The sequence below is a fragment of the Planococcus ruber genome (assembly GCF_022819085.1).
In the GTDB taxonomy this organism is placed as follows: domain Bacteria; phylum Bacillota; class Bacilli; order Bacillales_A; family Planococcaceae; genus Planococcus; species Planococcus ruber.
In genome coordinates this window covers 250,245-275,116 of sequence record NZ_JALHAG010000001.1, presented here as the reverse complement: position 1 = coordinate 275,116, position 24,872 = coordinate 250,245, and the positions used below count along the sequence as shown (strand labels likewise).

Here is a 24,872-nt window from a genome sequence, read left to right as displayed (position 1 = left end):
TCTTTTCCTGTGTGAATTAACTTGTTTGCGTTTTGCGGAAAGCGGAAATGAAAAATCCATCTCCTCCAAAATCCTGCGGGAATACCTGGACAAACCCGGAATTTTTCAACCCCAGTGCTTCCGGCAGGGAAACTTCCATTTTTTCCATGTATGGATGTTCTTTCAAGAAGCGTTCAGCCGTTCCCCGATTTTCAGTCGAATCGACTGTACAAGTGCTGTAGACGAGAATGCCGTCTTTCTTCAGCAGCTGCGCAGCTTGGTCCAATAAGTCGGCTTGGATATCCTGAAGCCGTGAAAAATCATCGGCTGTTTTGGAATATTTGATATCCGGCTTGCGTTTGATGACGCCAAGCCCGCTGCAAGGAGCATCTACCAAGATCCGGTCAAATTGCTCCGGTCCAAAACGCTCCACGCTTTTCTTGCCATCTCCGGCAGCTGTTTCGATAATCGAATGGCCTAAGCGTTTTGCTGTTTCATCAATCAATTTCACTTTATGCGGATGGAGATCCATGGCAAAAAGCTGCCCTTGGTTGCCCATCTTTTCAGCGATATGCGTCGTTTTTCCACCAGGGGCGGCGCACATATCGAGGATCTTCATGTTGGGCCCCGCTTGCAGGGCATAAGCCGGCAGCATGGAGCTCTCGTCTTGAATCGTGATAAACCCTTTTTCAAAAGTCAGGCTCTTCGCCGGCTGTCCGTTTGATACGATGAGGCATTCCGGCACTAGCGGGCTTTGCACAGCATCCAATCCTTCAGAAACGAGCATTTCGATCACTTCTTCCGGTGTCGCTTTTACGGTATTGACTCTGACCGTCTGTGCCGGTATTTTATTGTTTTCCAATGCCATTTCACGCGTTTTTTCGAGGCCGAACTGCTCGGCCCAGCGTTTGATCATCCACTCAGGATGGCTCGTCTCGATGGAAATTTTCTTAACCGGATCACTGATCTCATTAACTGAACGGACGCCGTCGCGCTGAACGGAACGGAGAACGCCATTTACTAAGGAAGCGACTCCTCCGTGGCCGCGCCGCTTGGCAATTTCCACGGCTTCGTGGACGACTGCATGCGACGGAATCCGGTCCAGGTAAACGATTTGGTAAAGAGACAGCCTTAAGAGGATTTGGACCCAAGGCTCAATTTTCCCTTTGATAAACGGCTCCAAATAATAATCAAGCGTCATTTGATGCTGCAAGGTGCCGTAGGTGATTTCCGTCAGCAGGCCCCGGTTTTTCGCTGAAATGCCATAATTTTCAAGGGTTTGATGCAGAAGCAGGTTGCTGTATGCCTGTTTGTTCTCAACTGCCCAAAGAATCGAAAAAGCGGCATCCCGGACATTGCCGTGAAGTTTTTTGTTTTTCATTCGAATCGATCTCCTACCTGGATTTTCGGTCCTTTTAAATAATCTTTCGCGGACATCCGCTTTTTGCCAGCAGGCTGGAGTTCGGTAATGGCAAGAATTCCTTCGCCTGTCTGCACCAAAATCGCTTCATCGGCCAATTCGACCACTTCTCCGGGTTTGCCGCTTTTCGAAGAATCGGCTTCTTCGGTCCACCAAATTTTCATATTCGCCTCTTGGAATGTCGTATAAGCGACCGGCCAAGGGTGCAATCCGCGTACTTGGTTGTAAATCGCCTGAGCCGATTTTGACCAGTCAATGCGTTCCTGCTCCCTTGAAATATTGCGGGCAAAGGTCACTTTTTCTTCCTCTTGCGGTATGCGTTTATTCGTTCCTTCTATAATAGAAGGCAAAGTTTCTTTTAACAGTTGGGTTCCGGCTTTACTAAGCTTTTCGAACATCCGGCCGGTATGGTCCGTTTTTTCGATTTCAACAGTAGTTTGGGAAATAATGTCGCCTGCATCTAGACGGTCGACCATATACATGATCGTTACGCCGGTTTCCGTCTGGCCATCGATAATCGCCTGATGAATCGGGGCACCGCCGCGATATGCTGGCAGCAATGATGCGTGGACATTGATCGCTCCGAGTTTCGGCGCTTCTAAAACGGCCGTCGGCAAAATCTGGCCAAATGCAGCCGTGACGATCAAATCCGGTTTCAAATCCAGTACATGCTGCAGCTCTTCGGAATTTTTTAGTTTTTCCGGCTGATATACGGGCAGCCCTAAACGAACGGCTTCTTCTTTTACCGGAGTCGGCGTCAAAACTTTTTTGCGTCCGACTGGACGGTCGGGCTGGGTTACCACTGACACCACTTCATACCCTTCTTCTACAAGCATGCGCAGGATTGGGGCAGAAAATGCCGGAGTTCCCATAAAGACGATTTTCGTCAAATCTGCTCCTCCTCTTCAGCTGCCGCTTCTGCAATCATGGCATCCAATTCTTCCTGAGTCACGTAATTGGAAATTTTCGAGGTGAACAAAATGCCGTCTAAATGGTCAATTTCATGCTGGATGGCACGTGCTTCGTAGCCTTCAGCTTCCAATTCGTACCAGGAGCCGTCGCGTTCCTGCGCTTTGATCTTAATATGGTCCGGGCGCGATACTTCACCGAAAATTCCAGGGAAGCTGAGGCATCCTTCGACGTCCGTATCTTCCCCTTCAAATAACACAAGTTTCGGGTTGATCATTTCAATCGGTTCCTGGCCTTCTGCAAAATCCACGATGGCTACGCGCAAATTCACGCCGACTTGCGGTGCTGCAATGCCCACGCCGTCGTTTTCAACCATTGTTTCATGCATATCATCCAATAAAACCGCCAATTTCTTGTCAAACTTTGTCACTGGCAGGCATTTCTGTTCAAGGATTTCGTTCGGGTGTTTCACTATATCTCGGATTGCCATTTTGTTCTCTCCATTTCTTTACATGACGGAAGTCGGATTCATATCGATTGCTAAGGTCGCACCTTTTTTAATCCATTCTGAGCGGTAGATTTTAATCAACTGCTGCATGACTTCAGCCAACTTCGGTTCTTTTTTGTATTTTATCAAACATTGATAGCGATATCTATTATTGACACGGGCGATCAGCGAGGCTGAAGGGCCGATAATCAACGTATTTGCTGACAGCTGCCCCTTTAAATAGCTCACCGTTTGCTCCGCATAGGATGCTGCTGTCATCAAGTCTTCATGGGTAAACTGGATATTCACGACGTAATAATAAGGCGGATAGCCGCTTGCTCTGCGCATGGCCATTTCGCGGTCATAAAACGGTTCATACAATTGGTCTTTTGCCAAAGTGATCGCATAATGCTCCGGTGTATAGGATTGCACAATAACCGTTCCCGGCAAAACATCCCGCCCTGCTCTCCCGCTGACTTGCGTCAACAGCTGGTACGTTTTTTCTGCAGCCCGGAAATCCGGCAAATGAAGCGTTGTATCGGCGGATAACACGCCGACTAAAGTAATATTCGGGAAATCCAGCCCTTTTGCAATCATTTGCGTGCCGAGGAGGATGTCCGCTTTTCCTTCGCCGAATGCGGAAAGGATTTTTTCATGAGCGCCTTTATTGCGTGTCGTATCGACGTCCATCCGGAGAACCCGGGCTTCCGGAACTAAACGCGCCAGCTCTTCTTCCACTTTTTGGGTGCCTGTTCCGAAAAAGCGGATATGTTCGCTTTCGCATTCCGGGCACGTGTGGGGCACCGGCTCATCGTATCCGCAATAATGGCATTTCATCATTTCCGTAGACCGGTGGTACGTAAGCGAAATGTCGCAGTTCGGACATTGCATGACTGTGCCGCAGTCCCGGCACAGCACAAACGAAGAATAGCCGCGTTTGTTCAAGAACAAGACGATCTGCTCTTTCCGTTCGAGCCGCTCCCGGATCGCTTCTGCGAGCGGTACAGAAAACATCGATCGGTTGCCGCTTCGAAGCTCTTCGCGCATATCGACGATTTCGACTTCGGGAAGCGGCTGATTTTTCGCTCGCTGCTCGAGCACCAAAAGTTCGTAGACCCCTTTTTGCGCACGGGCATAGGATTCCAAAGAAGGCGTGGCGCTGCCCAGTATGACCGGGCATTGATGGTATTCACTGCGCCAAATGGCCACATCGCGCGCATGGTAGCGCGGCGAGTCGTCCTGTTTATAGCTGGATTCATGTTCTTCATCCAGAATGATTAAGCCGAGGTTACGGAAAGGCGCAAAAATGGCCGATCTGGCACCGACCACCACTTTCACTTCGCCGCGCTGGATTTTCCGCCACTCGTCGTATTTTTCGCCAGCCGACAATCCGCTGTGCAGAACCGCGACCATATCGCCGAAACGTTCTTTAAAGCGCAGCGTCATTTGCGGGGTCAACGAAATTTCCGGCACCAGCATGATCGCTTCTTTGCCTTCTTTCAGCACTTGGTCGATGGTCTGGAGATAAATTTCCGTCTTTCCGCTTCCCGTGATGCCGTGAAGCAAGAACGTTTTGGAAGTATTCAGCGACCCGTCGATTGCATCAAAAGCAATTTGCTGCGCATCCGTCAGCTGCAAGGAAGGCTTTCGTTCGATTTCCGACTGCAATTTCGGATCCCGGTAAAGCTCTTCATTATTGATGATAGCAGCCCCTTTTTCGACCAAACTGTAAATTGTCGGCAAAGTGGTGCCGGCATCTTTTTGCATCCGGGAAGATTCGATGGATTTTCCCAAATTCTCTTTCATATAGTCCATTAACTTCAGCTGCTGTTTCGCATTCGGCCGGATTTCAATCGATTCCAATGTTTCAAGCGAATCTGTGATGTGGATCATCCGGACTTTTTTCACAGCAGTCTGCTGGGAGATATCCGTGTCTGCGACAATCGTGCCTTTTTCTAGTTCTTTTTTCAATAACCCATAGACTTCGACAGCTTCCTGGGCGCGGACAAATGGCCGCTTGCCAAAATAGGCCTGCAAAGGCGCCGCAATTTCTTCGATCGGTGCATTCAGCACAAAACGCTTTTCGTATTTTGCCCGGAGCGCAGAAGGAATCATCACTTGAAGGGCATCAATTTCAAAGCAGACGGTCTGCTTTTTCATCCATTTCGCCATGTCCAACAATTCTTCATTGAGCACCGGCACGACGTCCATCAATTCATGGATCGGCTTTAAGCGCGCCGGATCAAACGCTGTCGTATCTTTTATCGCGGTAATGAACCCGAGGACTTTGCGGTTGCCAAATGGCACTTTCACCCGCATGCCCGGTTCAACTAAAACTTGCAAGGGTGCAGGAATTGCATAATCGAATGGCCGGTCAATGGGATGTGCGGCGACGTCGACAATGACTTCAGCGATCATGGCGCTCTTCCTGTTCATGGATCATCGCTAAAAGTTGGCGTGCCAGTTCTGCTTTCGGCATCATTTCAAAGGACTGTTCAAATCCGCCTTTGCCGTAGACAGTCACCCGGTTTGTATCGGATTCAAAGCCCGCCTGCGCTTCACTGACATCGTTCGCAATGATATAATCGGCATTTTTTCGCTGAAGTTTGTCTTTAGCGTATTTTGCCACATCGTTTGTTTCCGCCGCAAAACCGATCAATAATTGATGGATTTTCTGTCCACCCAAATAATGCAGAATATCGACCGTCCGCTCCAGTTCAATTGTTGAGCCGCCTTCTTGTTTCTTCATCTTTTGGGGATGCACGGCAATTGGGCGATAGTCGGCAACCGCTGCCGTTTTAATGACCATATCCGCATCATCGAAATGCAGTTTGACAGATTCCAGCATGTCTGCTGCACTTTCCACGGAAATCCGGGTAACTCCATTTGGCACTGGCAAGGAAACAGGGCCGCTGATCAAAATCGTTTCAGCTCCCATTTGCGCTGCCGCTTCGGCCATGGCATAGCCCATTTTGCCGCTTGAGAAATTCGTCAAGAAACGTACAGGGTCTATCCGTTCTCTTGTGGGACCTGCTGTCACGACCACTTTTTTGCCTGCCAATGGTTTAGGGGCGGCAAAAAAATCTGCAACCAGCGCGGTAATTTTTTCAGGCTCTTCCAGACGCCCTTTTCCAACATAGCCGCATGCCAAAAAACCTTCAGAAGGTTCGATGAAGCGCACACCGTCTTCATGAAGCTGCTGAATATTGCGTTTAACTGCCGGATGGTCGTACATATGGACATTCATCGCCGGTGCCATCCATATAGGAGCCGTGGCTGCGAGCAACGTCGTTGTGACCATATCGTCGCCGATGCCATTCGCCAGTTTGCCGATGACATTGGCTGTTGCCGGAGCCACGAGGATCAAATCTGCCCAATCCGCTAAATCGATATGGGCGATGACTGATGAATCTTTTTCGTCGAATGTATCAAAATAGACATCGTTTCTCGACATCACTTGAAAAGATAAAGGCTGGACAAATTGGCGGGCTGATTCGGTCATGATCACTTTGACGGAAGCTCCCGCTTGGGATAGCTTGCTGACAAGCGCAACCGCTTTATAAACGGCGATCCCTCCGCTTACACACAATAGAATTTTACGATTTGCCAACAATATAAACACCCTTTCTAAACAACAAACTCCCAAAGAACAAAGTTGCTCTGGGAGTCGTCGGTTACGATTAATCGTTAAATTTCATCTTCATAAATTGCAAATTCATCTTGGTGTTCCGGTTTTAGGGCTCCGGCAGCGACTTCTTCAAGCGCTCTGCCGACGGACTTATGGGAAACGTATTTATCGAGCTTTTCGTCGCCGTGTTCGTGCAATTGGCGTGCCCGCTTAGAAGCAAGCGCAACCAGTGAATATTTTGAATCGATTTGAGTTTTTAGTTTGTCAACAGAAGGGTATAACATCAGGCATTCTCCTTTAGCATATCAAAATATCTTTTTTCAACACGTTCACGTTTGCAATGTTCTGCGATGATGATGGCATTGATGCGGTCACAGGCATGTTCAACTTCATCGTTTTCTACAACATAATCGTATAAGTTCATCATTTCAAGTTCCTGGCGGGCAGCCCCGAGACGCGAGGCAATCACTTCGTCCGTTTCTGTGCCCCGGCCGATCAGCCGCTCTTCCAGTTCAGACAAACTCGGAGGCGCCAAGAAAATGAAGAGGCCATCCGGCACTTTCGAACGCACCTGCGCCGCTCCCTGCACTTCAATTTCAAGAAATACATCCCGGCCGGCATCGCGCATTTTATTGACGTACTCAAGCGGTGTGCCGTAATAATTGCCGACAAACTCAGCCCATTCGAGCAGCTGGTCCTGTTCGATCAATTCTTCAAACTCATTTCGGGTTTTGAAGAAATAATCGACTTCATCCACTTCGCCTTCGCGCGGCGATCTCGTCGTCATCGAGATGGAATATTCATAATTTGTATCCGGCTGTGAGAACAGCTCTTTCCTGACGGTGCCTTTGCCGACACCCGAAGGCCCTGATAGTACAATCAGAAGTCCGCGTTGTTTTCTCATTTTATCCCTCATTCATCTCGTCATCGTTTTGTTCTGCCCGCTGCATGACAGTTTCTGCAGATACTGCGGAAATCACCACATGATCACTATCCATGATCAATACGGACTTGGTCTTTTTTCCGCCAGTAGCATCGACCAGCAACCCTTTGCTGCGCGCTTCCTGGATCAGCCGCTTCGACGGTGCGGAATCCGGCGCGACAATAGAGATTATGCGACTTGCCGAAACGGCGCTGCCGCCTCCCAGAGAAATGAACTTCACCATTTTCTTCACTCCATCACCGCCATTTGCAGCTGATCATTCTTCTTCGTTTTCTATCTAACTGTCTTATTATATCATAATATGCGGTGAAAATGATAAGATAGAACAAAACGATTTGAAAGAGGGATTTTTCATGGCATTTGATGGATTATTTACAAAAGCGATGACAACAGAGCTTCAGCAGCTGGTGTCAGGCAGAATTTCAAAAGTTCATCAGCCTAATCAGCTAGAACTGTTATTGCAGATTCGTTCACAGCGGCAAAACCATAAATTATTAATCTCCATTCATCCTTCCTATTCGCGCATCCATCTGACAGGCATGGCAAATGTCAATCCATCGGAGCCGCCGATGTTTTGCATGCTGCTTCGGAAACATATTGAAGGCGGCGTGATTACAGAAGTCGTCCAGCACGAAATGGACCGGCTGATCATTTTAAAGATCAAAGCAAAAAATGAAATCGGTGATGATATCGAACGCGAACTCCATGTGGAAATGATGGGCCGCCATTCGAACGTCATTTTGGTCGATGCAGAGCGCATGATGATTCTCGACAGCTTGAAGCATTTGCCGCCGAGCGTCAATTCGTTCCGCACGATTTTGCCGGGACAGCCTTATGTTTTCCCGCCTTCCCAGGAAAAAAAGGATCCTTTTGGCGCAGCTGGGCAATTGGGTGGACTAACTGAAAAAGAAATTGTCAGCGAGTACGCCGGATTTTCTCCGTTGAATGCACGGGAACTCCATTACCGGATGGCGCAGGCAGACGATAAGCAAAAAGCGGCTGAAGAATTTTTGGCTGCGTTCTCCGCGCCTAAGCCTCTCGGCTATTATGTAGAGCACGAAGGAAAAAGTTATTTTTCTGCTGCATCGCTTACCCATACCGGCGGCACTGAGCTTCGGTTCGAAAATTTAGGCGAACTCCTGGACCGCATGTATTTTGCGAAAGCGGAGCGCGACCGGGTCAAACAGCAAGCCGGCGATCTGGAGCGCTGGCTTCAGAACGAAGTGGCAAAGCTGAAACTGAAATTGAAGAAATTGAAGAAAGAGCAAGACCAAGCGGAAAAGCGGGATTTATTGCAATTAAACGGTGAATTGATCATGGCGAATCTCCACCGGATCACAAAGGGCATGAATGAAATCGAAGTGGACAACTATTATACAGATGAAAAAGTGAAGATCACTTTAGATCCGCGGAAAACGCCGATCGAAAATTCCCAAAAATACTATTCCCGTTACCAGAAAGCCAAAACTGCGCTCGTCAAGACGCAAGAGCAGATTGAAAAAACGGTGGACGACATCAATTATTTTGAAACGCTGATGCAGCAGGTCCAACAAGCAGGCATTTCCGATATTGAAGAAATCCGCGAGGAACTCGCAGAGCAAGGGTTCATGAAAGCCCAGAAGTCGAAGAAAAAGAACAAACCGACCAAGCCTTCCGTCGAACCGTATGTATCCAGTACAGGCGTACCGATTTCCGTCGGAAAAAATAATAAACAGAATGACTACGTGACTTTCAAAGTGGCGTCAAAATCCGATACATGGCTCCATACGAAAGACATCCCGGGTTCGCATGTCATTATCCACAGCAGCGACCCGGACGAAACGACGATTCTTGAAGCGGCGGCCATCGCCGCTTATTTCAGCAAAGCCCGCGAGTCTTCTTCCGTGCCGGTTGACTACACCGAAGTGCGCCAAGTGAAGAAGCCGAACGGTGCAAAACCGGGATTTGTCATTTATTTCGAACAAAAAACAGTCTTCGTCACACCGGATGAAGACCTGGTCATTAAATTAAAGAAATAAGTTTGTCCGACCGCAGGCATTAAACGCCTGCGGTTTTTTATATGTTCCGATCTTCCATTAATTGGGCAAACAGACAAATTGCCCAAACCCCTTTAACATGCTATCTTTTATAGGAATGAAAATTAGGAGGAATACATAATGTTGAAAGCGTTGACACTGAAGAACGGAATGGCCGCTATTGGCGTCCTTTCCCTTGGATTACTCGCTGGCTGCGGCAGCAGTGACCAAACGGAAGAAACAGCGGAAACGAAAAGTGCCTGGGACGAGATACAGGAGAAAGGTTCGCTTAAAGTGGCGACTTCCGGCACGCTTTTGGCCACTTCTTTCAGAGATGCCGAATCCGATAAATTGACGGGATTTGAAGTGGAAGTCGTACGGGAACTTGGCGAGCGGCTCGATTTGGAGGTTGAATTTACGGAACTGGGGTTCGATGAAATGTTGACGAGCGTCAACACCGGACAAATCGATATGGCAGCGAACGATATCGAAATCTCCGAAGACCGCTTGGACAAATTCATTTTCTCCACGCCGATCAAATATTCGTATGGAACGGCTGTCGTGCGAAAAGATGACCTGTCAGGCATCAAAACCCTGGAAGATTTAAAAGGGAAAAAAGCGGCTGGCGCTTCCACCTCGATTTATATGGAAATCGCGCGTGATTACGGAGCCGAAGAAGTGACTTACGACAATGCAACAAATGAAGTTTACTTGCGCGACGTCTCAATCGGCCGGACGGATGTCATCTTAAACGATTACTACCTCTCCACTTTCGGGGTTGCGGCCTTCCCGGAGCTGAACATCACCATCCACCCGGATATTAAATACAGCCCATCTGAAGTCGGGTTGGTCATGAATAAGGACAACGAAGAATTGGCGGACAACGTGAATCAGATGTTGGAAGAAATGCTTGAAGACGGCACCATTTCCGAAATCTCTGCTGAGTTTTTCGGCGGAGCCGATGTCTCCGTCAAACCCGATATTGAATAGGCACGCGAGGAGGATATTGAATGGCTGACATCGAATGGGGCTTGCTGTTTGACCCACAGCTTGCGATCGAGTCTCTTCCTTACGTCTTGGAAGGAATCTGGTACACACTATTGATTTCACTGGTGAGTATGGGCCTTGCCCTCATCATTGGATTTTTTCTGGCACTTGCAAGAACTTCGAAATTCAAGATTCTTGAATGGCCAGCCCGCCTATACATTTCCTTTATGCGCGGGGTTCCGATTTTGGTTATTTTGTTTTTGCTTTACTTCGCGTTGCCCGTCATCGGCATTGAATTTTCAGCATTGCAGGCGGCGCTTATCGGCTTTACCATCAACTGCGCTGCTTATATCGCAGAAGTTTTCCGCTCTTCCCTCGCTTCTGTCGACAAAGGGCAATGGGAATCTTCCACGGCACTCGGCTTGAGCTATTGGCAGACGATGCGGCGCATCATTTTGCCCCAATCGGTCCGCATTGCGGTTCCGCCGCTTTCCAATGTGTTTCTCGACCTCATCAAAGCCTCTTCCTTGGCTGCGATGATAACCGTGCCGGAAGTTTTCCAGAAAGCGCGGATTGTCGGAGCGCGTGAATACGATCTCTTAACGCTCTTGATCTTAGTCGCTTTGATCTACTGGGCCATCTGTTCAGTGATGACCGTTTTCCAAAATTACATGGAAAAGCGCTATGCAGACTACTTGTAAGAGCAGTAGAAGAACGAGAAAAAATGCCTGGAACATTCTGTTGGATAACAGACGTTCCAGGCATTTTTATTGTCAGCTTTCCGGCATATACACGACTTCCCAAAGATGGCCATCGAGGTCCTGGAAGCTCCAGCCATACATATACTCATCGTCCATTTTATCGTTCGAAACAGCGCCGCCTGCTTCAATGGCTTTTTCGACCATTTCGTCCACTTCTGCTTTGCTGTCTGCAGAAATGGCCACAATGACTTCTGTGGATGCTGCGGAATCCGTTAATTGTTTTTTCGTAAACTTTTGGAAAAACGGTTCCACCAATAACATGACATACATGTGATCGCCGATAATCATGCAGCTGGCATTTTCATCAGTCATTTCATCATTAAAGCCAAATCCTAATGCGCTAAAAAAGTCAACCGACTTCTGCAAATCCTTCACCGGCAAATTAATAAAAACATCCTTCACTTTTCTGGCCATTTTATCCCTCCTTTCCGATTTGATCAATTCACTGGTTTTATTCGCCGAAAATCATCCGAACCCTTTATTTTTACATCTGTTCAGGCGCACCGATGCCAAGCAGCTTCAAGCCTTCTTTCAACACAATGGCGGTGGATGAAACCAAGGCCAATCTGGTGCCCAATTCCTCATCTTCCTGCAGAATTTTCACATGGCTATAATATTTATTGAAATCCTGCGCCAATTCGATCAGAAATTTAGCGATGGCTGAAGGTTCATTGTGATGGAAGCTTTTTTCAATGACGTCCGGGAACTCCAGCAACTGCTTCACCACTTGCCAGCTATACGCATCATACAAGCCCTCAATCGGCCCATGATGGCCGCCCGCTTTCCGCAAGATTGAGCATGCACGTGCATGCGTATACTGGACGTATGGTCCGGTCGCTCCTTCAAAACGAAGCATATCTTGCAGCGAAAACTCCACATTCGTCATCCGGTCGTTGTGGAGATCGTGGAAAACCACGGCGCCGACCCCAACCATCTCAGCAACATGCTGCTTTTCTTTCAAAGCCGGATTTTTCTCCTCAATATTTTTTGCTGCCAGCCCAATGGCTTCTTGCAGAACTTTTTCCAACAGCACAAGGCCGCCTTTTCTGGTCGACATTTTCTTGCCATTTTTCAAGATAAAGCCGAACGGAATATGCTCCATTTCGTTTGCAAAGGAAAAGCCCATCTTTTGCAAAGCCTGAAAAACCTGCTTGAAATGCAAAGTCTGTTCCTGGCCCACCACATACAACGCTCTAGCGAATTGATAGTTTTCATGACGGTATAAAGCGGCTGTCAAATCCCGCGTCGCATAAAGAGTGGCGCCGTCCGATTTTCGGATCAATAGCGGGGGCATGCCTTCCGCTGTCAAATCCACCACTTCAGCCCCGGCAGAAGCACTCAATAAATTCTTTTCGGCCAATAAAGCAATCGTCTTCTGCATTTTATCGTTGTAGAAAGCCTCACCGTCCAATGAATCAAACGACACGCCAAGCAATTGATAGATCTTGTTGAATTCCTGCAGCGATTCTTCTTTAAACCAAAGCCAGAGCCTGCTAGCCTCTTGGTCGCCGTCTTCTAATTTCTTAAACCAGCTTCTTGCTTCCTCGTTTAGCTTCGGATTCTTTTCTGCTTCCTGATGAAACCGGACGTAAAGTTCCAGCAATTCCTTGATGGGCTCTTTTTGCACCGCGCTTTCTTCTCCCCATTGCTTGTAGGCAACGATCAATTTGCCGAATTGCGTCCCCCAGTCTCCCAGATGATTGATTTTCACTGTTTGATAGCCGCATTTTTCAGCGATTTTCGCAAGCGAATTGCCGATGACCGTTGACCGTAAATGCCCCATGGAAAAAGGTTTTGCAATATTGGGGGATGAAAAATCGATGACGATATTTTTTCCGTTTCCGAATTCATGTTGCCCATACGTGCTGCCTTTTGCCATAATCTCCTCGATGATGGCTTTGCTTGCCTCTTTCTTTTGGAAAAACGCATTGATATAGGCACCGTCTGCCTGTACTTTTTCGAATGACGGATGGCTGATAAGCGGTGCAAGTTCTTCTGCGATTTTGCTTGGTGCTTTCCGCATTGTTTTGGCTAGCACAAAACAAGGGAAAGCCAAGTCGCCTTGCCCTTCGAATTTCGGCTGTTCGATCAGCCGTTGGATGCCGGTTAAATCCAGTTTTCCCTCGATTTTTTCATCGATGGCCATTGCAAACACTGCTAAATTTTTCATGTTCTCTCTCCTTTTCAAAAACAATAGAAAAATCCCGCCTCTAAATAAATTTAGAGACGGGATTCCCGCGGTACCACTCTGATTGCCCAAACAGGCCAGCTTAAAAAGATAACGGATTCCTCCGACTGCACCCTACTTTCATTTCAGGGAGTTTCTCAGAAGTGCGCTTCATTTTGAATTCGGCTATCAGGCTCCCACCACCCCTGACTCGCTGCCGCTCCCTTCAAAACTACTCTCTTCATCACAGAATTTTTTGGTTATTTTTGTTATTCTAAGCGAAAACCGGAAAAGAGTCAAAGTTATTTTGGAATTTTTTCGATTTACATCTTTAAAGAGTCCACGTAGTTTTTAGCATCTAATAAGGACAGGCCAAGATATTCACGCGCCAATTTTACGGCTTGTACATCTTTCCCTTGGGCCAACAGCTCACGAAGTTCTGCATCGACTTTCGGGTCTTCAACAGGCCCGCCTTTCCTTAAAGCGTCTATGGTTTTCCGCATAGCGGCCATCTGCTTTTCCATCGTTTTAAACCGTTCGTTCACCGAAGCGTACAGCAACAGCATCGCTGCCAACACCACTCCTACTATCAGGATATTCATTCCATCTCCACCTTTCGATTTCAAAAAAACCCATTACAATAGTTTTTTGCCTTTTCCGTAAAATTGCACTCGTTCATGTTCCGGTACGAGTGCTCCTCCCGTAGCCCAGACAATATGGACGGCTTTTGATTCGTCTATTTCGTGCTTCTGCAAGTAATCGGTTTTCACTAATTCGGTTGGCCCCCATAGCCCTGCAGCTGCTGAAGGCTCGATGAAGACCCCTTCACTGTCGGACAAAAGAGCCAACCCTTTGAACAGCTCTTCGTCTTCAATTGTATAAATGCCGCTGACAAGATGTTCACTAATGGAAGAAGCGAAACTGGATGGGCGTCCTACCGCTAAACCGTCCCCTTCTGTCCGATTGTCTATGCCGAAGTCCTGGACACAGACCTTTTCTTTTTCACCGGTAGCCAAGCCGATCAGGACCGCCGGCGAATGCGTCGGTTCCACAAAAAAGCAATGGACGGCATCGCCAAAAACCTGTTTCAGGCCGAACGTGATGCCGCCGGGCGCACCGCCGACGCCGCAAGGCAAATAAACGAATAGAGGATGCTCGCGGTCAACCCTGACATTTGCTTGAGCCAATTGTTCTTTTAAATGAAAAGCCGCAACGCTGTAGCCAAGGAACAACGGCTTTGACTTTTCATCATCTACAAAATAAGCTTTCGGATTTTTCCGTGTCTGCTCTCTGCCTTCTGTAATGGCTTCGCTAAAATCACCTGAAAATTCATGGACGATGGCACCTTTTTGCCGAAGCAATTCTTTTTTCCACGGCTTCGCATCTGCCGACATATAAACCGAAGTCTGGAATCCAAGCTTCGCTCCCATGATGCCAATGCTCAATCCCAGATTTCCGGTGGAGCCGACGCCGATCGAGTACTGGTGAAAAAATTGAATAAACTCATCTCTAAGGAATTTCTCATAGGAATCCTTTTCAGCTAAAAGCCCTGCATCCATCGCCAAATTTTCTGCGTGCTGCAAAACTTCGAAGATGCCGCCGCGCGCTTTCACCGACCCTGCGATCGGAAGCTCACTGTCGCATTTCAAATATACATCGCCGCGGACGGTTGCCGAACTCCGCTCATTTAACGCCTTTTTCATTTCCAATATTTCCCGCAGCGGCGATTCGATGATCCCATCTTTTGTTTCAGGAAAAGCTTTTGCAAGAAACGGGGCAAAGCGTCTCCATAATTGGGCGGCTTGCTCCATGTCTTTTTTAGAGACAGGAAGCGGCGGGAGTTCCTCCACTTTTTTCAGTTTTGGATTTTGCCAAAAAAGCGGCTCCAAAGACATCGCTTTCTCCACTACCGGAAAATTTTGCTGCCATTCATTGAGTTGCTGTTGGGTAAAAGGCATAAAATCGTCCCTCCTTGTTGTTTAGACCATAACAAAAAACAGCTGAAAAATCATGAGTTTCCTCAAATTTTTCCGATGAACGACAAAAAAGCCGGCCCCTGCGGCCAGCTTTTATGAAGTTCTGTCTTTACGTCAAAGTTCCCGCTTTTAAATTCTCATGCCAATCAGCAAGCATCGGCAAATCTTTTTCCTGAATCGCTCCAGCCGCTGCCGCCTCTTCAACGAGCGCTGGAAAGTCCGTCAGCGTATGGAATGTAAGCCCAGCTTCAGTGATTGCCTCCATCGACTGCGGCAAATCGTATGTAAAAATTGCGGCGATGCCGAGCACGTCAAACCCGGCCGCTTTTAACCCTTCAGCTGCTTGGAGGACCGAACCGCCTTTTGAAATCAAATCTTCGACGACGACCACTTTTTTTCCTGCCTCGATTTTCCCTTCGACCATATTGCCTTGCCCGTGCTCTTTCGGTTTTGAACGGACGTAGACCATCGGCAAATCGAGCCTGTCGCTGACCCAAGCGGCATGCGGAATTCCAGCTGTTGCCGTTCCTGCTACAACTTCACATTCCGGATAAAATTCTTCGATTAAGCCAGCCAACCCTTTGGCAATTTCTTTTCGCACTTCCGGATAAGACATCGTAAGGCGGTTGTCGCAATAAATCGGGGACTGGACGCCTGATGCCCAGGTGAACGGATCTTCCGGCCGCAATTCAACGGCTCCAATATTCAGTAAGTGGCGTGCAATATGCTGTTTCATCATCGACCGCTCCATTCGTTTTTAATTTGGCTGTATGCCGCAACCGGGTCTTGCGCTTTTGTGATGGCTCTTCCGACGACGATATGCGTCGATCCTTGTTCTTTGGCCGCTTTTGGCGTCGCCACCCGTTTTTGGTCATCTGCCGCGGCTCCGGCAATGCGAATCCCCGGCGTTACTTTCAAAAACGCTTCTCCGCAGTCCCTTGCAATCGCTGAAGACTCCAGCACGGAGCAGACAACACCGTCTAATCCGGCGCGCTTCGCCTGTTTGGCATAATGCAGGACCGATTCTTCCAGGCTGACATAAATCAGCTGGTCTTCGTGCATCAGCGTTTCATCTGTTGACGTCAGTTGCGTCACGGCGATCAATTGAGTGGCTGAACCGGCTAATCCCCGTTTCGCCGCTTTCATCATTTCCAAACCGCCTGCCGCGTGGACATTGGTCAAATCGACGCCCAGTTTTGCGAGTCCGCGCATAGCGGATTCTACGGTATTTGGAATGTCGTGAAGCTTCAAATCGAGGAAAATCTGATGGCCCTTCGATTTGATCATCCGCACCAATTCCGGCCCTTCCTGATAGAAAAGCTCCATGCCTACTTTTACAAATAGCGGCTCATCAAACAGAGCCAAAAATTCTTCCACTTGCTGCTTTGAAGAAAAGTCTAAAGCGATGATGGGTTTATTCACAGGCGGTGGCTCCTTCCGATTAATTCTTCTGCCGAACCAAATCCGAGTTCATGCAGCCTTTCAGGCAGCTTTTCGATGATTTCCGGACAAACGAACGGATTGACGAAATTGGCTGTGCCAACAGCTACCGCACTTGCACCAGCTGACAGGAAGTCGATGGCATCGTCAACATCCGCCACCCCTCCCATGCCGATAATCGGCAAGTCTGTCTGCCGGCTCACTTCATAGACCATACGCAGCGCTACTGGCTTAATGGCAGGACCTGATAATCCGCCGGTAATGTTGGCAATGACCGGCCGGCCGGTTTTCGGGTCCAGGCGCATGCCAAGCAAAGTATTGATCATCGTGATGCCGTCCGCTCCACCTTCTTCAACCGCTTTGGCAATCGAGACGATATTTGTAACATTCGGCGACAATTTAATATACACCGGCACAGAAGAGACCGCTTTGACTGCTTGTGTTAGTTCCCGCGCCACATCCGGATCCGTTCCGAACGTAATGCCGCCTTGTTTGACGTTCGGGCAGGAAATATTGATTTCAAGCGCGTGCACGTTCGGTGACGTTGAAATTTGCTTTGCGACCTCCACGTAATCTTCCGTCGTTGTACCCGCTACGTTCGCAATGATCGGCACGTCGAATTGTTCTAGCCATGTAAGTTCTGAGCCCATGACTCCTTCGAGCCCTGGATTTTGCAGGCCGATGGCATTCAGCATGCCGGACGCGGTTTCCGCAACGCGCGGCGTCGGATTGCCGAGACGCATTTCGACTGTCGTCGCTTTGATCATGATGGCGCCGAGCTGGGATAAATCATAGAGCTTCGCATATTCTTTTCCGAAGCCGAAGCAGCCGGATGCCGGCATGATCGGATTTTTCAGCTCGAGCCCTGGAAGTTTTATCGCTAAATTGGTCATGAAATCACTACTCCTGCCCGAAATACCGGTCCATCTGAACAAACTTTGATGTAATCCGTTTCGCTTTTTGTCGTTCGGCAGACGCAAGCGAAGCAAGCGCCGATGCCGCAGCCCATTCGCTGTTCATAAGACAAGAACCCTTTTTTCTCCGGATATGCCCACTGCACCGCTTCCAGCATGGCCGTCGGTCCGCAGCTGAAATAGGCATCGAAATCTTTTGGCAATTCGTTCAAAATATGTGTAACAAACCCTTCGGTTCCGTGTGAACCATCGACTGTGGCGATGTGGGTGTCCCCGAGCTCCTTGAACTTCGCTTCGTAAAAAACAGCGCTTTTGCTTTCAAAGCCCAGAATATGGACCGTTTCAATGCCGCGGCCATTCAGCGCTTTCGAAAGTTCGTACAAAGGAGGCACACCGATGCCGCCGCCGATCAAATACGCTTTTTTCGCCGCCTCTTCAACGGGAAAGCCATTGCCGAGCGGACCGAGCACATCGAGGCCATCGCCTGGACGCTTTTCAGCCAATAAATTCGTGCCTCGCCCTTCCGCCCGGTAAATCATCGTAAATTGGCGCTTTTCCTTATCGTAGGAAGCGACCGAGATCGGCCGGCGGAGGAGCGGCTCGTAACTGTCCGCTACCCGGATATGGACGAACTGGCCCGGGGCCATCATATCGTTTACGAGATCTCCTTCGACCGTCAGTTCAAAAATACGATGGGCGATTTCCTGCTGGCTGACAACGGTCATGTGCTGCTGCCGAATCATACGCCTGCCCCCATCTCCTCCGCAGAGAAAGTCATCGATTCAATGACGCGGAGCATCGCTTCTGCCGTATCAAGCGACGTCAGGCACGGAATGCCGTTTTCCACTGATTCCCGGCGAATCCGGAAACCGTCGCGTTCCGGCTGCTTGCCTTTCGTCAACGTATTGATGACAAGCTGGGCGCGGCCGTTTTGGATGACGTCGATCAAAGTTTGGCCGTCTGAACCGATTTTCCCGACCGTCGACACATTGATGCCTGCGCTTTCCAACGTGCTGGCTGTCCCTTCAGTCGCCATGATGTGGTAGCCGATCGCTGTAAAACGCTTCGCGAGGCCGATTGCCTCTTCTTTGTCTTTATCGGAAATGGTCATCAGCACCGTCCCGTGGTCTTTTATTTCCATACCAGCTGCCACCAGGCCTTTATAAAGCGCTTTTTCCAGCGTGGAATCTTTGCCCATGACTTCCCCGGTCGATTTCATCTCTGGCCCGAGGGTAATGTCGACGCGGCGCAGTTTCGCAAATGAGAACACCGGCACTTTCACGTAGACGCCTTTTGACAGTGGTGCGAGCCCTGGCGTGAATCCTTGCGCTCGGATGCTGTGGCCGAGTATCGCTTTCATCGCAATGTTCGCCATCGGAATCGCCGTGATTTTGCTCATGAACGGCACAGTCCGACTAGAGCGCGGATTGACTTCAATGACAAACACTTCGCCTTTCGAGATGACGTATTGGATGTTCAAAAGTCCGACAATGTTCAATCCTTTTGCGAGGCGGGCCGTATAATCCACCAGCGTATCGAGCAGCTGCTGCGAAATGTTCTGCGTCGGGTAGACGGCTATCGAATCCCCTGAATGGACGCCGGCGCGTTCAATATGCTCCATGATGCCGGGGATCAGTACGTCTTTTCCGTCTGAAATGGCGTCCACTTCGATTTCAATCCCGGTCAAATAGCGGTCGACAAGTACGGGATGTTCGGGACTTGCTTCGACCGCATGCTCCATGTAATGGCTCAAGTCGCTTTCATTGTAGACGATTTCCATCGCCCGGCCGCCGAGCACATAGGATGGGCGCACCAATACCGGATAGCCGATGTCATTTGCAATGATAATCGCTTCTTCGGCAGAAACCGCTGTTTTACCAAGCGGCTGCGGGATCCCGATTTCGTGCAAGGCCGCTTCGAATTTGTTGCGGTTTTCAGCCCGGTCCAAATCTTCCAGAGAAGTGCCAAGAATCTTCACTCCGTTTTGCTCCAGCTTTTCAGCAAGATTGATCGCCGTCTGTCCGCCGAACTGGACCACCACGCCTTTTGGCTGTTCGATTTCAATGATATGCATAACATCTTCCACCGTTAACGGTTCAAAGTATAATTTGTCCGAGATGGAGAAATCCGTCGATACCGTTTCCGGGTTGTTGTTGATGATGATCGCTTCATAGCCTGCTTCTTTGATCGCCCATACAGAGTGCACCGTGGCATAGTCAAATTCAACCCCTTGGCCGATGCGGATCGGGCCGGATCCAAGGACGATGATGCTTTCTTTTTCCGTACGGATCGACTCGTTTTCATCTTCGTATGTGCCGTAGAAATACGGCGTTTCCGATTCGAATTCTGCTGCGCAAGTATCCACCATCTTATAGACAGGCATCAATTCCTGTTCTTTGCGCCAGTTGTAGACTTCTTGCTCTCCTACTGCCCACAGCTTCGCGATCGTCTTATCCGCAAAGCCCATGCGCTTCGCCTTTTTTGCCGTTTCCCGGTCAAACCGGTTGGCTTTCAACACATTTTCAAATTGGACGATGTCTGCGAACTTCTTCAAGAAGAAGAGATCAATCTGGCTCCAATCTTGAATCGTTTCGATGGAAACGCCGCGGCGCAGTGCTTCTCCGATAAAGAATAAGCGCTCATCGCCAGCCCGGCGGATTCGTTTCTCGATCCATTCATCGCTCATCGTCTCCGCTTTCTTCAACTCCAAATGAAATTGGCCGGTTTCAAGCGAGCGAACGGCTTTCAGAATCGCTTCTTCAAATGACCGGCCCATCGCCATCACTTCGCCCGTCGCTTTCATTTGGGTTCCTAAATTTCGTTTCGCGGACTCGAACTTGTCGAACGGCCAGCGCGGAATTTTAGCGACCACGTAGTCAAGCGCCGGTTCAAACGCCGCATAAGTCCGGCCCGTTACCGGGTTCATCATTTCATCGAGTGTAAGCCCTACCGCAATTTTTGCAGCAAGCTTCGCAATCGGGTAGCCGGTCGCTTTCGAAGCGAGCGCCGATGAACGGCTGACGCGCGGATTGACTTCGATGATGTAGTAATTGAAGCTGTATGGGTCAAGCGCCAATTGGACGTTGCAGCCGCCTTCGATTTTGAGTGCACGGATGATCTTCAGTGACACATTCCGCAGCATTTGATATTCCCGGTCAGACAAGGTCTGGCTCGGCGCCACAACAATCGAGTCGCCCGTATGGATGCCGACCGGATCGATATTTTCCATATTGCAGACCACGATTGCCGTATCGTTCGCGTCCCGCATCACTTCGTATTCGACTTCCTTAAAGCCCGCAATCGATTTTTCCAGCAAACACTGGGTAACCGGGCTGTATTTCAAGCCGCTTGTGACGATTTCCTGCAGGTCCTCATCGTTATGGCAGATGCCGCCGCCTGTTCCGCCAAGCGTAAATGCCGGCCGGACAATGACCGGATAGCCGATGCGTTCAACAAACGCTTTCGCTTCCTCCATATTATGGATGATGTCAGAATCCGGAACCGGTTCCCCCAATTCATTCATCAAGGTACGGAATAAATCCCGGTCTTCCGCTTTATGGATGGCTTCCAGTTTCGTACCTAAAATTTCGATTCCCAGTTCGTCCAGAATGCCCGACTCATCCAGTTCAATCGCCATATTCAGTCCCGTCTGGCCGCCAAGCGTCGGAAGCAATGCATCCGGCCGCTCTTTGCGGAGAATCCGGCTGACAAAGTCCAATGTGATCGGTTCGATATAAACTTTATCCGCGATTTCCGTATCGGTCATGATCGTTGCCGGGTTGGAGTTGATCAAAATCACCCGGTATCCTTCTTCTTTCAGCGCGAGGCACGCTTGTGTCCCTGCATAGTCGAATTCTGCTGCTTGGCCGATGACGATCGGACCGGATCCGATCACGAGTATACTTTGGATATCTTGTCTTTTAGGCATATTGCTGCTCCTTTCGAGTTGCGTTCATGATGTCGATGAAACGGTCAAACAGGTAATTGGAATCCTCCGGACCCGGCGATGATTCGGGATGGTATTGCACGGTGAAAGCCGGATGATCCAAATGGCAGAGGCCCTCATTCGTTCCGTCATTGACCGCTCGGTGCGTCACTTTCAGCCGCGTCCCTTGCAGCGTCTCTTCGTCAACGGCATAGCCGTGATTCTGTGAAGTGATTTCGATGCGTCCCGTCGTCAAATCCTTGACCGGGTGGTTGCCGCCGCGGTGGCCGAATTTCAATTTAAACGTTTCTGCGCCGCACGCTCGGGCGAATAATTGGTGCCCTAGGCAAATTCCAAAAATCGGCACTTCGCCCAGCAATTCACGGACGACTTTTACACATTCTTCCACATCTTTCGGGTCTCCCGGTCCGTTCGACAGCATGACGCCGTCCGGTCCCCAAGCCAGAATTTCCTGGGACGTCGTATTATACGGCACCACAATGACGTCGCAATCGCGTTTATTGAGCTCCCGCAGAATGCCGTGCTTCATGCCGTAGTCAATCAATACGACCCGTTTGCCGCGTCCCGGGCTCGGATACGGCCGAGACGTTGAAACCTTGGCTACTTGATCAGACGGCAATTCGGTCTGCTGTAATTTCTCAACAACTTTCACAACGTCCACCGCTTCATCGGCTGCTGTCAAAACGCCTTTGATCGAACCTTTTGAACGGATCAGCCGCGTCAATTTCCGTGTATCGATTTCCGCTATTCCCGGAATTCCTTTGATGCGGAATAATTCATCCAAGGTCGTATTGCAGCGGAAATTTGAAGGGAATTCCGCCGCTTCCCGGACGACCATTCCTTTGACAGCCGGTTCGATCGATTCGAAATCGTCGCTGTTGATGCCGTAGTTGCCGATTAACGGATACGTCATCGTGACAATCTGCCCGCAGTAAGAAGGGTCTGAAAGGATTTCCTGATAGCCGGTCATGCTTGTGTTGAACACCACTTCGCCCACGGATGCTTCTTCGCTTCCGAATGCCGTTCCTTCAAATACCGTTCCGTCTTCCAAGATTAAATAACGCTTCATTATTTGTCCTCCTCCTGCCAAACGATTTGTCCTCCGAAAATGGTCATTGCAGGCCAGCCTTTGCATGCCCAGCCATTGAAAGGCGTGTTCTTGCCTTTTGATAAAAACGTCTCCGAATCGATTTTTTCTTCTCGCTCAAGATCGATTAAAACCAGGTCTGCAATGCCCCCTTCTTCTATCGTGCCGTGCGGCAAGCTGAACGTTTGGCTCGGCTTCACCGTCAGCCAATCGATCAATTGCGTGAGCGTCCATTTACCCGTTTCGACAAAATGCGTATAAAGAAGCGGAAACGCGGTTTCGAATCCGACAATGCCAAACGGCGCTTTCTCCATGCCGTTCGATTTTTCCTGAACGGTATGCGGAGCATGGTCCGTTGCAATAAAATCAATCGTGCCATCCAGCAAGCCTTCATGGAGCGCTTCTAAATCTTCTTTCGCGCGAAGCGGCGGATTCATTTTGTAATTCGCATCGTTTCCTGGAATATCATCTTCCGTCATTAACAGATGATGCGGCGTCACTTCCGCTGTCACCCGGATGCCCGCCCGTTTCGCATCCCTGATCACCCTCACCGATTCTTTCGTCGATACGTGGCATACGTGGTAATGGGCACCGGCTGCTTCAGCGAGCAGCACGTCCCGTGCAATATGTACAGATTCTGCGATTGAAGGGATGCCTTTTAGCCCTAGCTCTTTGCTGCGCTTCCCTTCATGCATCACCCCGTCGTATATGAGGCTATTGTCTTCGCAATGCGCGACAACCGCCATGTCAATCTTTGCTGCATCCAGCATCGTTTCGTACATCATCCCGGCTTCCTGGATTCCCACTCCGTCATCCGTGAAAGCAAATGCGCCATGCTCTTTCAATTCCTTAAGGTTCGTGCGTTCTTTTCCTGCTTCGCGGATCGTGATCGAAGCGTAAGGCAACACGCGGATCCGGGCGTTTTTCTCAATCAACCCATTCACATGCTGGAGATTTTCTTTTGTATCCGGTACAGGCCGCGTATTTGGCATCGCGCTGATCGTTGTAAAGCCGCCTCTTGCCGCAGCATGCGTTCCGCTTTCGATCGTTTCTTTCTGCTCGCCGCCCGGCTCCCGCAAATGTACGTGGACGTCGACAAATCCCGGAGCGATCAAGCGGCCTTTGCCGTCTATTTCAGGTTCTCCTTGTGCCGCCAGTTCAGCGCCGATTTCTTCAATCCGTCCATTTTTGATGCGGACAGCGGCCGGTGCCAGCTCTCCATTTTTCAGCATGTTTACGTTTTTGATGAATAAGTCCATTGTCAAACTCTCCCTTTCATTGCGTATTCCAGTACTGCCATCCGGATAAAGACGCCGTTTTCCATTTGCTTGAAGATCCGTGAGCGGCTGCATTCCACTAAACAATCCGAAATTTCCACTCCTCTATTGATGGGTGCTGGATGCATAATGATCGCCGAATCTTTCATTTTTTTCTCCCGCTCTTCCGTTAAGCCGAATTGCTTGTGGTAGTTCTCCTTCGAAAACAAAGCGGATACAGCATGGCGCTCGTGTTGGACGCGGAGCATCATGACCACATCCGTCGTTTCAATAAAATCATCGAACTGTTCGGATGTCTCATAGCCGCCGCCCCATTCGTCCGGACAGACAAAGGAAACGTTTGCGCCAAGTTTTTCTAAAGCAGCTGCATTGGATTTGGCTACCCGGCTATGGGCGATATCGCCTACTATCGTTACATGTATGCCAGCGATTTTGCCGAACTCCTGATAAATCGTGAACAAATCGAGGAGTGACTGCGTCGGGTGCTGGCCGGAGCCGTCCCCGCCGTTGATGACCGGAATCCTGCAGCCAGCAAGCTGTTCGTAATACGCTTCTTCTTCATGGCGGATGATGACACCATCGACGCCGATCGCTTCGAACGTTTTGACCGTATCGTAAAGCGTCTCTCCTTTTAACACACTCGAGAACGCTGTTTCAAAAGGCAGAACCGTCAAGCCCATTTTGTGTTCCGCCATCTCGAAGCTCATTTTCGTCCGGGTGCTTGGTTCAAAAAACAAGTTCACGACCGTTCCGCTTAGCGGCTGGCTTTTGCCGCTCTTGAATTCGCCTGCACGCTTCAGCAGATGCATAATGGTTTCGTTGTCTAAGGTGTTCATTGTCAATACGTCCGGCATGTTCATCCGCCCTTTCCTCATTTCAGCTATAAAAAAACACCTTCCAAGGGGCAGGAAGGTGTGAGGAAATAAGGGCATAGCA

23 protein-coding genes and 1 other annotated feature are annotated in these 24,872 nt (G+C 49.3%); of the genes, 3 read left to right on the top strand and 20 right to left on the bottom strand.

All coding sequences use genetic code 11. The features are described 5' to 3' along the window. Positions 1-16: 16 nt before the first annotated feature. The 8 genes from rsmB to MTR82_RS01295 all read right to left on the bottom strand — a co-directional run bounded on the left by rsmB (position 17) and on the right by MTR82_RS01295 (position 7,589). Complete coding sequence (gene rsmB, locus MTR82_RS01330) at positions 17-1,360, bottom strand: 16S rRNA (cytosine(967)-C(5))-methyltransferase RsmB (protein ID WP_246807449.1); 1,344 nt, start codon at positions 1,358-1,360, stop codon at positions 17-19. Next, positions 1,357-2,289, bottom strand: a complete 933-nt coding sequence (fmt, locus tag MTR82_RS01325; RefSeq protein WP_246807448.1) for a methionyl-tRNA formyltransferase — start codon at positions 2,287-2,289, stop codon at positions 1,357-1,359. Before fmt ends, rsmB begins: the two co-directional genes overlap by 4 nt. Next, positions 2,286-2,798: a peptide deformylase gene (gene def / locus MTR82_RS01320; RefSeq protein ID WP_246807447.1), complete on the bottom strand. Its 513-nt coding sequence runs from the start codon at positions 2,796-2,798 to the stop codon at positions 2,286-2,288. The genes fmt and def overlap by 4 nt, the downstream gene beginning before the upstream one ends. 18 nt (positions 2,799-2,816) lie before the next feature. Then, positions 2,817-5,213 carry a primosomal protein N' gene (priA, locus tag MTR82_RS01315; protein WP_246807446.1) on the bottom strand — a complete coding sequence of 799 codons (2,397 nt, stop codon included), beginning with the start codon at positions 5,211-5,213 and terminating at the stop codon, positions 2,817-2,819. After that, a complete protein-coding gene (coaBC, locus tag MTR82_RS01310; RefSeq protein ID WP_246807445.1) occupies positions 5,203-6,408 on the bottom strand; it encodes a bifunctional phosphopantothenoylcysteine decarboxylase/phosphopantothenate--cysteine ligase CoaBC in 1,206 nt (401 codons plus the stop codon). The genes priA and coaBC overlap by 11 nt, the downstream gene beginning before the upstream one ends. 74 nt (positions 6,409-6,482) lie before the next feature. After that, complete coding sequence (gene rpoZ / locus MTR82_RS01305) at positions 6,483-6,707, bottom strand: DNA-directed RNA polymerase subunit omega (RefSeq protein ID WP_052651176.1); 225 nt, start codon at positions 6,705-6,707, stop codon at positions 6,483-6,485. Further along, positions 6,707-7,327 (bottom strand): guanylate kinase, encoded by a 621-nt coding sequence (gene gmk / locus MTR82_RS01300; protein ID WP_052651174.1) that lies wholly within the window; start codon positions 7,325-7,327, stop codon positions 6,707-6,709. Before gmk ends, rpoZ begins: the two co-directional genes overlap by 1 nt. A 1-nt stretch (position 7,328) precedes the next feature. Continuing rightward, the gene (locus tag MTR82_RS01295) at positions 7,329-7,589 is read right to left on the bottom strand and encodes an extracellular matrix/biofilm biosynthesis regulator RemA family protein (protein WP_052651172.1); all 261 of its coding nucleotides are present in this window, start codon (positions 7,587-7,589) and stop codon (positions 7,329-7,331) included. Positions 7,590-7,719: 130 nt separating this feature from the next. Here MTR82_RS01295 and MTR82_RS01290 point away from each other — a divergent pair, with 130 nt between their 5' ends. The 3 genes from MTR82_RS01290 to MTR82_RS01280 all read left to right on the top strand — a co-directional run bounded on the left by MTR82_RS01290 (position 7,720) and on the right by MTR82_RS01280 (position 11,069). Further along, on the top strand, positions 7,720-9,384 hold the full coding sequence (locus MTR82_RS01290) for an Rqc2 family fibronectin-binding protein (protein WP_246807444.1): 1,665 nt from the start codon (positions 7,720-7,722) through the stop codon (positions 9,382-9,384). Positions 9,385-9,522: 138 nt separating this feature from the next. Continuing rightward, positions 9,523-10,371, top strand: a complete 849-nt coding sequence (locus MTR82_RS01285) for a transporter substrate-binding domain-containing protein (RefSeq protein ID WP_246807443.1) — start codon at positions 9,523-9,525, stop codon at positions 10,369-10,371. A 20-nt stretch (positions 10,372-10,391) separates the two neighbouring features. Continuing rightward, positions 10,392-11,069, top strand: coding sequence for an amino acid ABC transporter permease (locus MTR82_RS01280; RefSeq protein WP_052651166.1), 678 nt, complete (start codon positions 10,392-10,394; stop codon positions 11,067-11,069). A gap of 72 nt (positions 11,070-11,141) precedes the next feature. On the opposite strand, the gene MTR82_RS01275 is transcribed toward MTR82_RS01280, so the two are convergent. The 12 genes from MTR82_RS01275 to MTR82_RS01220 all read right to left on the bottom strand — a co-directional run bounded on the left by MTR82_RS01275 (position 11,142) and on the right by MTR82_RS01220 (position 24,790). Continuing rightward, positions 11,142-11,543, bottom strand: a complete 402-nt coding sequence (locus MTR82_RS01275; RefSeq protein WP_246807442.1) for a VOC family protein — start codon at positions 11,541-11,543, stop codon at positions 11,142-11,144. A 70-nt stretch (positions 11,544-11,613) separates the two neighbouring features. Then, positions 11,614-13,299, bottom strand: a complete 1,686-nt coding sequence (gene argS, locus MTR82_RS01270; RefSeq protein ID WP_425023534.1) for an arginine--tRNA ligase — start codon at positions 13,297-13,299, stop codon at positions 11,614-11,616. A gap of 49 nt (positions 13,300-13,348) precedes the next feature. Continuing rightward, positions 13,349-13,553: a binding site (T-box leader), on the bottom strand. A gap of 66 nt (positions 13,554-13,619) precedes the next feature. Further along, on the bottom strand, positions 13,620-13,898 hold the full coding sequence (locus MTR82_RS01265; RefSeq protein WP_052651160.1) for a hypothetical protein: 279 nt from the start codon (positions 13,896-13,898) through the stop codon (positions 13,620-13,622). A gap of 33 nt (positions 13,899-13,931) precedes the next feature. Next, entirely contained in the window at positions 13,932-15,254 is a 1,323-nt protein-coding gene (locus tag MTR82_RS01260; protein WP_246807441.1) for a D-serine ammonia-lyase, read from the bottom strand. A gap of 127 nt (positions 15,255-15,381) precedes the next feature. Next, on the bottom strand, positions 15,382-16,008 hold the full coding sequence (gene pyrE, locus MTR82_RS01255; RefSeq protein ID WP_052651154.1) for an orotate phosphoribosyltransferase: 627 nt from the start codon (positions 16,006-16,008) through the stop codon (positions 15,382-15,384). Then, positions 16,008-16,694 (bottom strand): orotidine-5'-phosphate decarboxylase, encoded by a 687-nt coding sequence (gene pyrF, locus MTR82_RS01250; RefSeq protein WP_246807440.1) that lies wholly within the window; start codon positions 16,692-16,694, stop codon positions 16,008-16,010. The genes pyrE and pyrF overlap by 1 nt, the downstream gene beginning before the upstream one ends. After that, positions 16,691-17,605 (bottom strand): dihydroorotate dehydrogenase, encoded by a 915-nt coding sequence (locus MTR82_RS01245; RefSeq protein WP_246807439.1) that lies wholly within the window; start codon positions 17,603-17,605, stop codon positions 16,691-16,693. Before MTR82_RS01245 ends, pyrF begins: the two co-directional genes overlap by 4 nt. Next, positions 17,602-18,369, bottom strand: coding sequence for a dihydroorotate dehydrogenase electron transfer subunit (locus tag MTR82_RS01240; protein WP_246807438.1), 768 nt, complete (start codon positions 18,367-18,369; stop codon positions 17,602-17,604). The genes MTR82_RS01245 and MTR82_RS01240 overlap by 4 nt, the downstream gene beginning before the upstream one ends. Then, on the bottom strand, positions 18,366-21,554 hold the full coding sequence (gene carB, locus MTR82_RS01235) for a carbamoyl-phosphate synthase large subunit (RefSeq protein ID WP_246807437.1): 3,189 nt from the start codon (positions 21,552-21,554) through the stop codon (positions 18,366-18,368). The genes MTR82_RS01240 and carB overlap by 4 nt, the downstream gene beginning before the upstream one ends. After that, on the bottom strand, positions 21,547-22,644 hold the full coding sequence (locus tag MTR82_RS01230) for a carbamoyl phosphate synthase small subunit (RefSeq protein WP_246808541.1): 1,098 nt from the start codon (positions 22,642-22,644) through the stop codon (positions 21,547-21,549). Before MTR82_RS01230 ends, carB begins: the two co-directional genes overlap by 8 nt. Next, a complete protein-coding gene (locus MTR82_RS01225) occupies positions 22,641-23,918 on the bottom strand; it encodes a dihydroorotase (protein WP_246807436.1) in 1,278 nt (425 codons plus the stop codon). Before MTR82_RS01225 ends, MTR82_RS01230 begins: the two co-directional genes overlap by 4 nt. Before the next feature lie 2 nt (positions 23,919-23,920). Beyond that, entirely contained in the window at positions 23,921-24,790 is an 870-nt protein-coding gene (locus tag MTR82_RS01220) for an aspartate carbamoyltransferase catalytic subunit (protein ID WP_052654449.1), read from the bottom strand. Positions 24,791-24,872 lie beyond the last annotated feature (82 nt).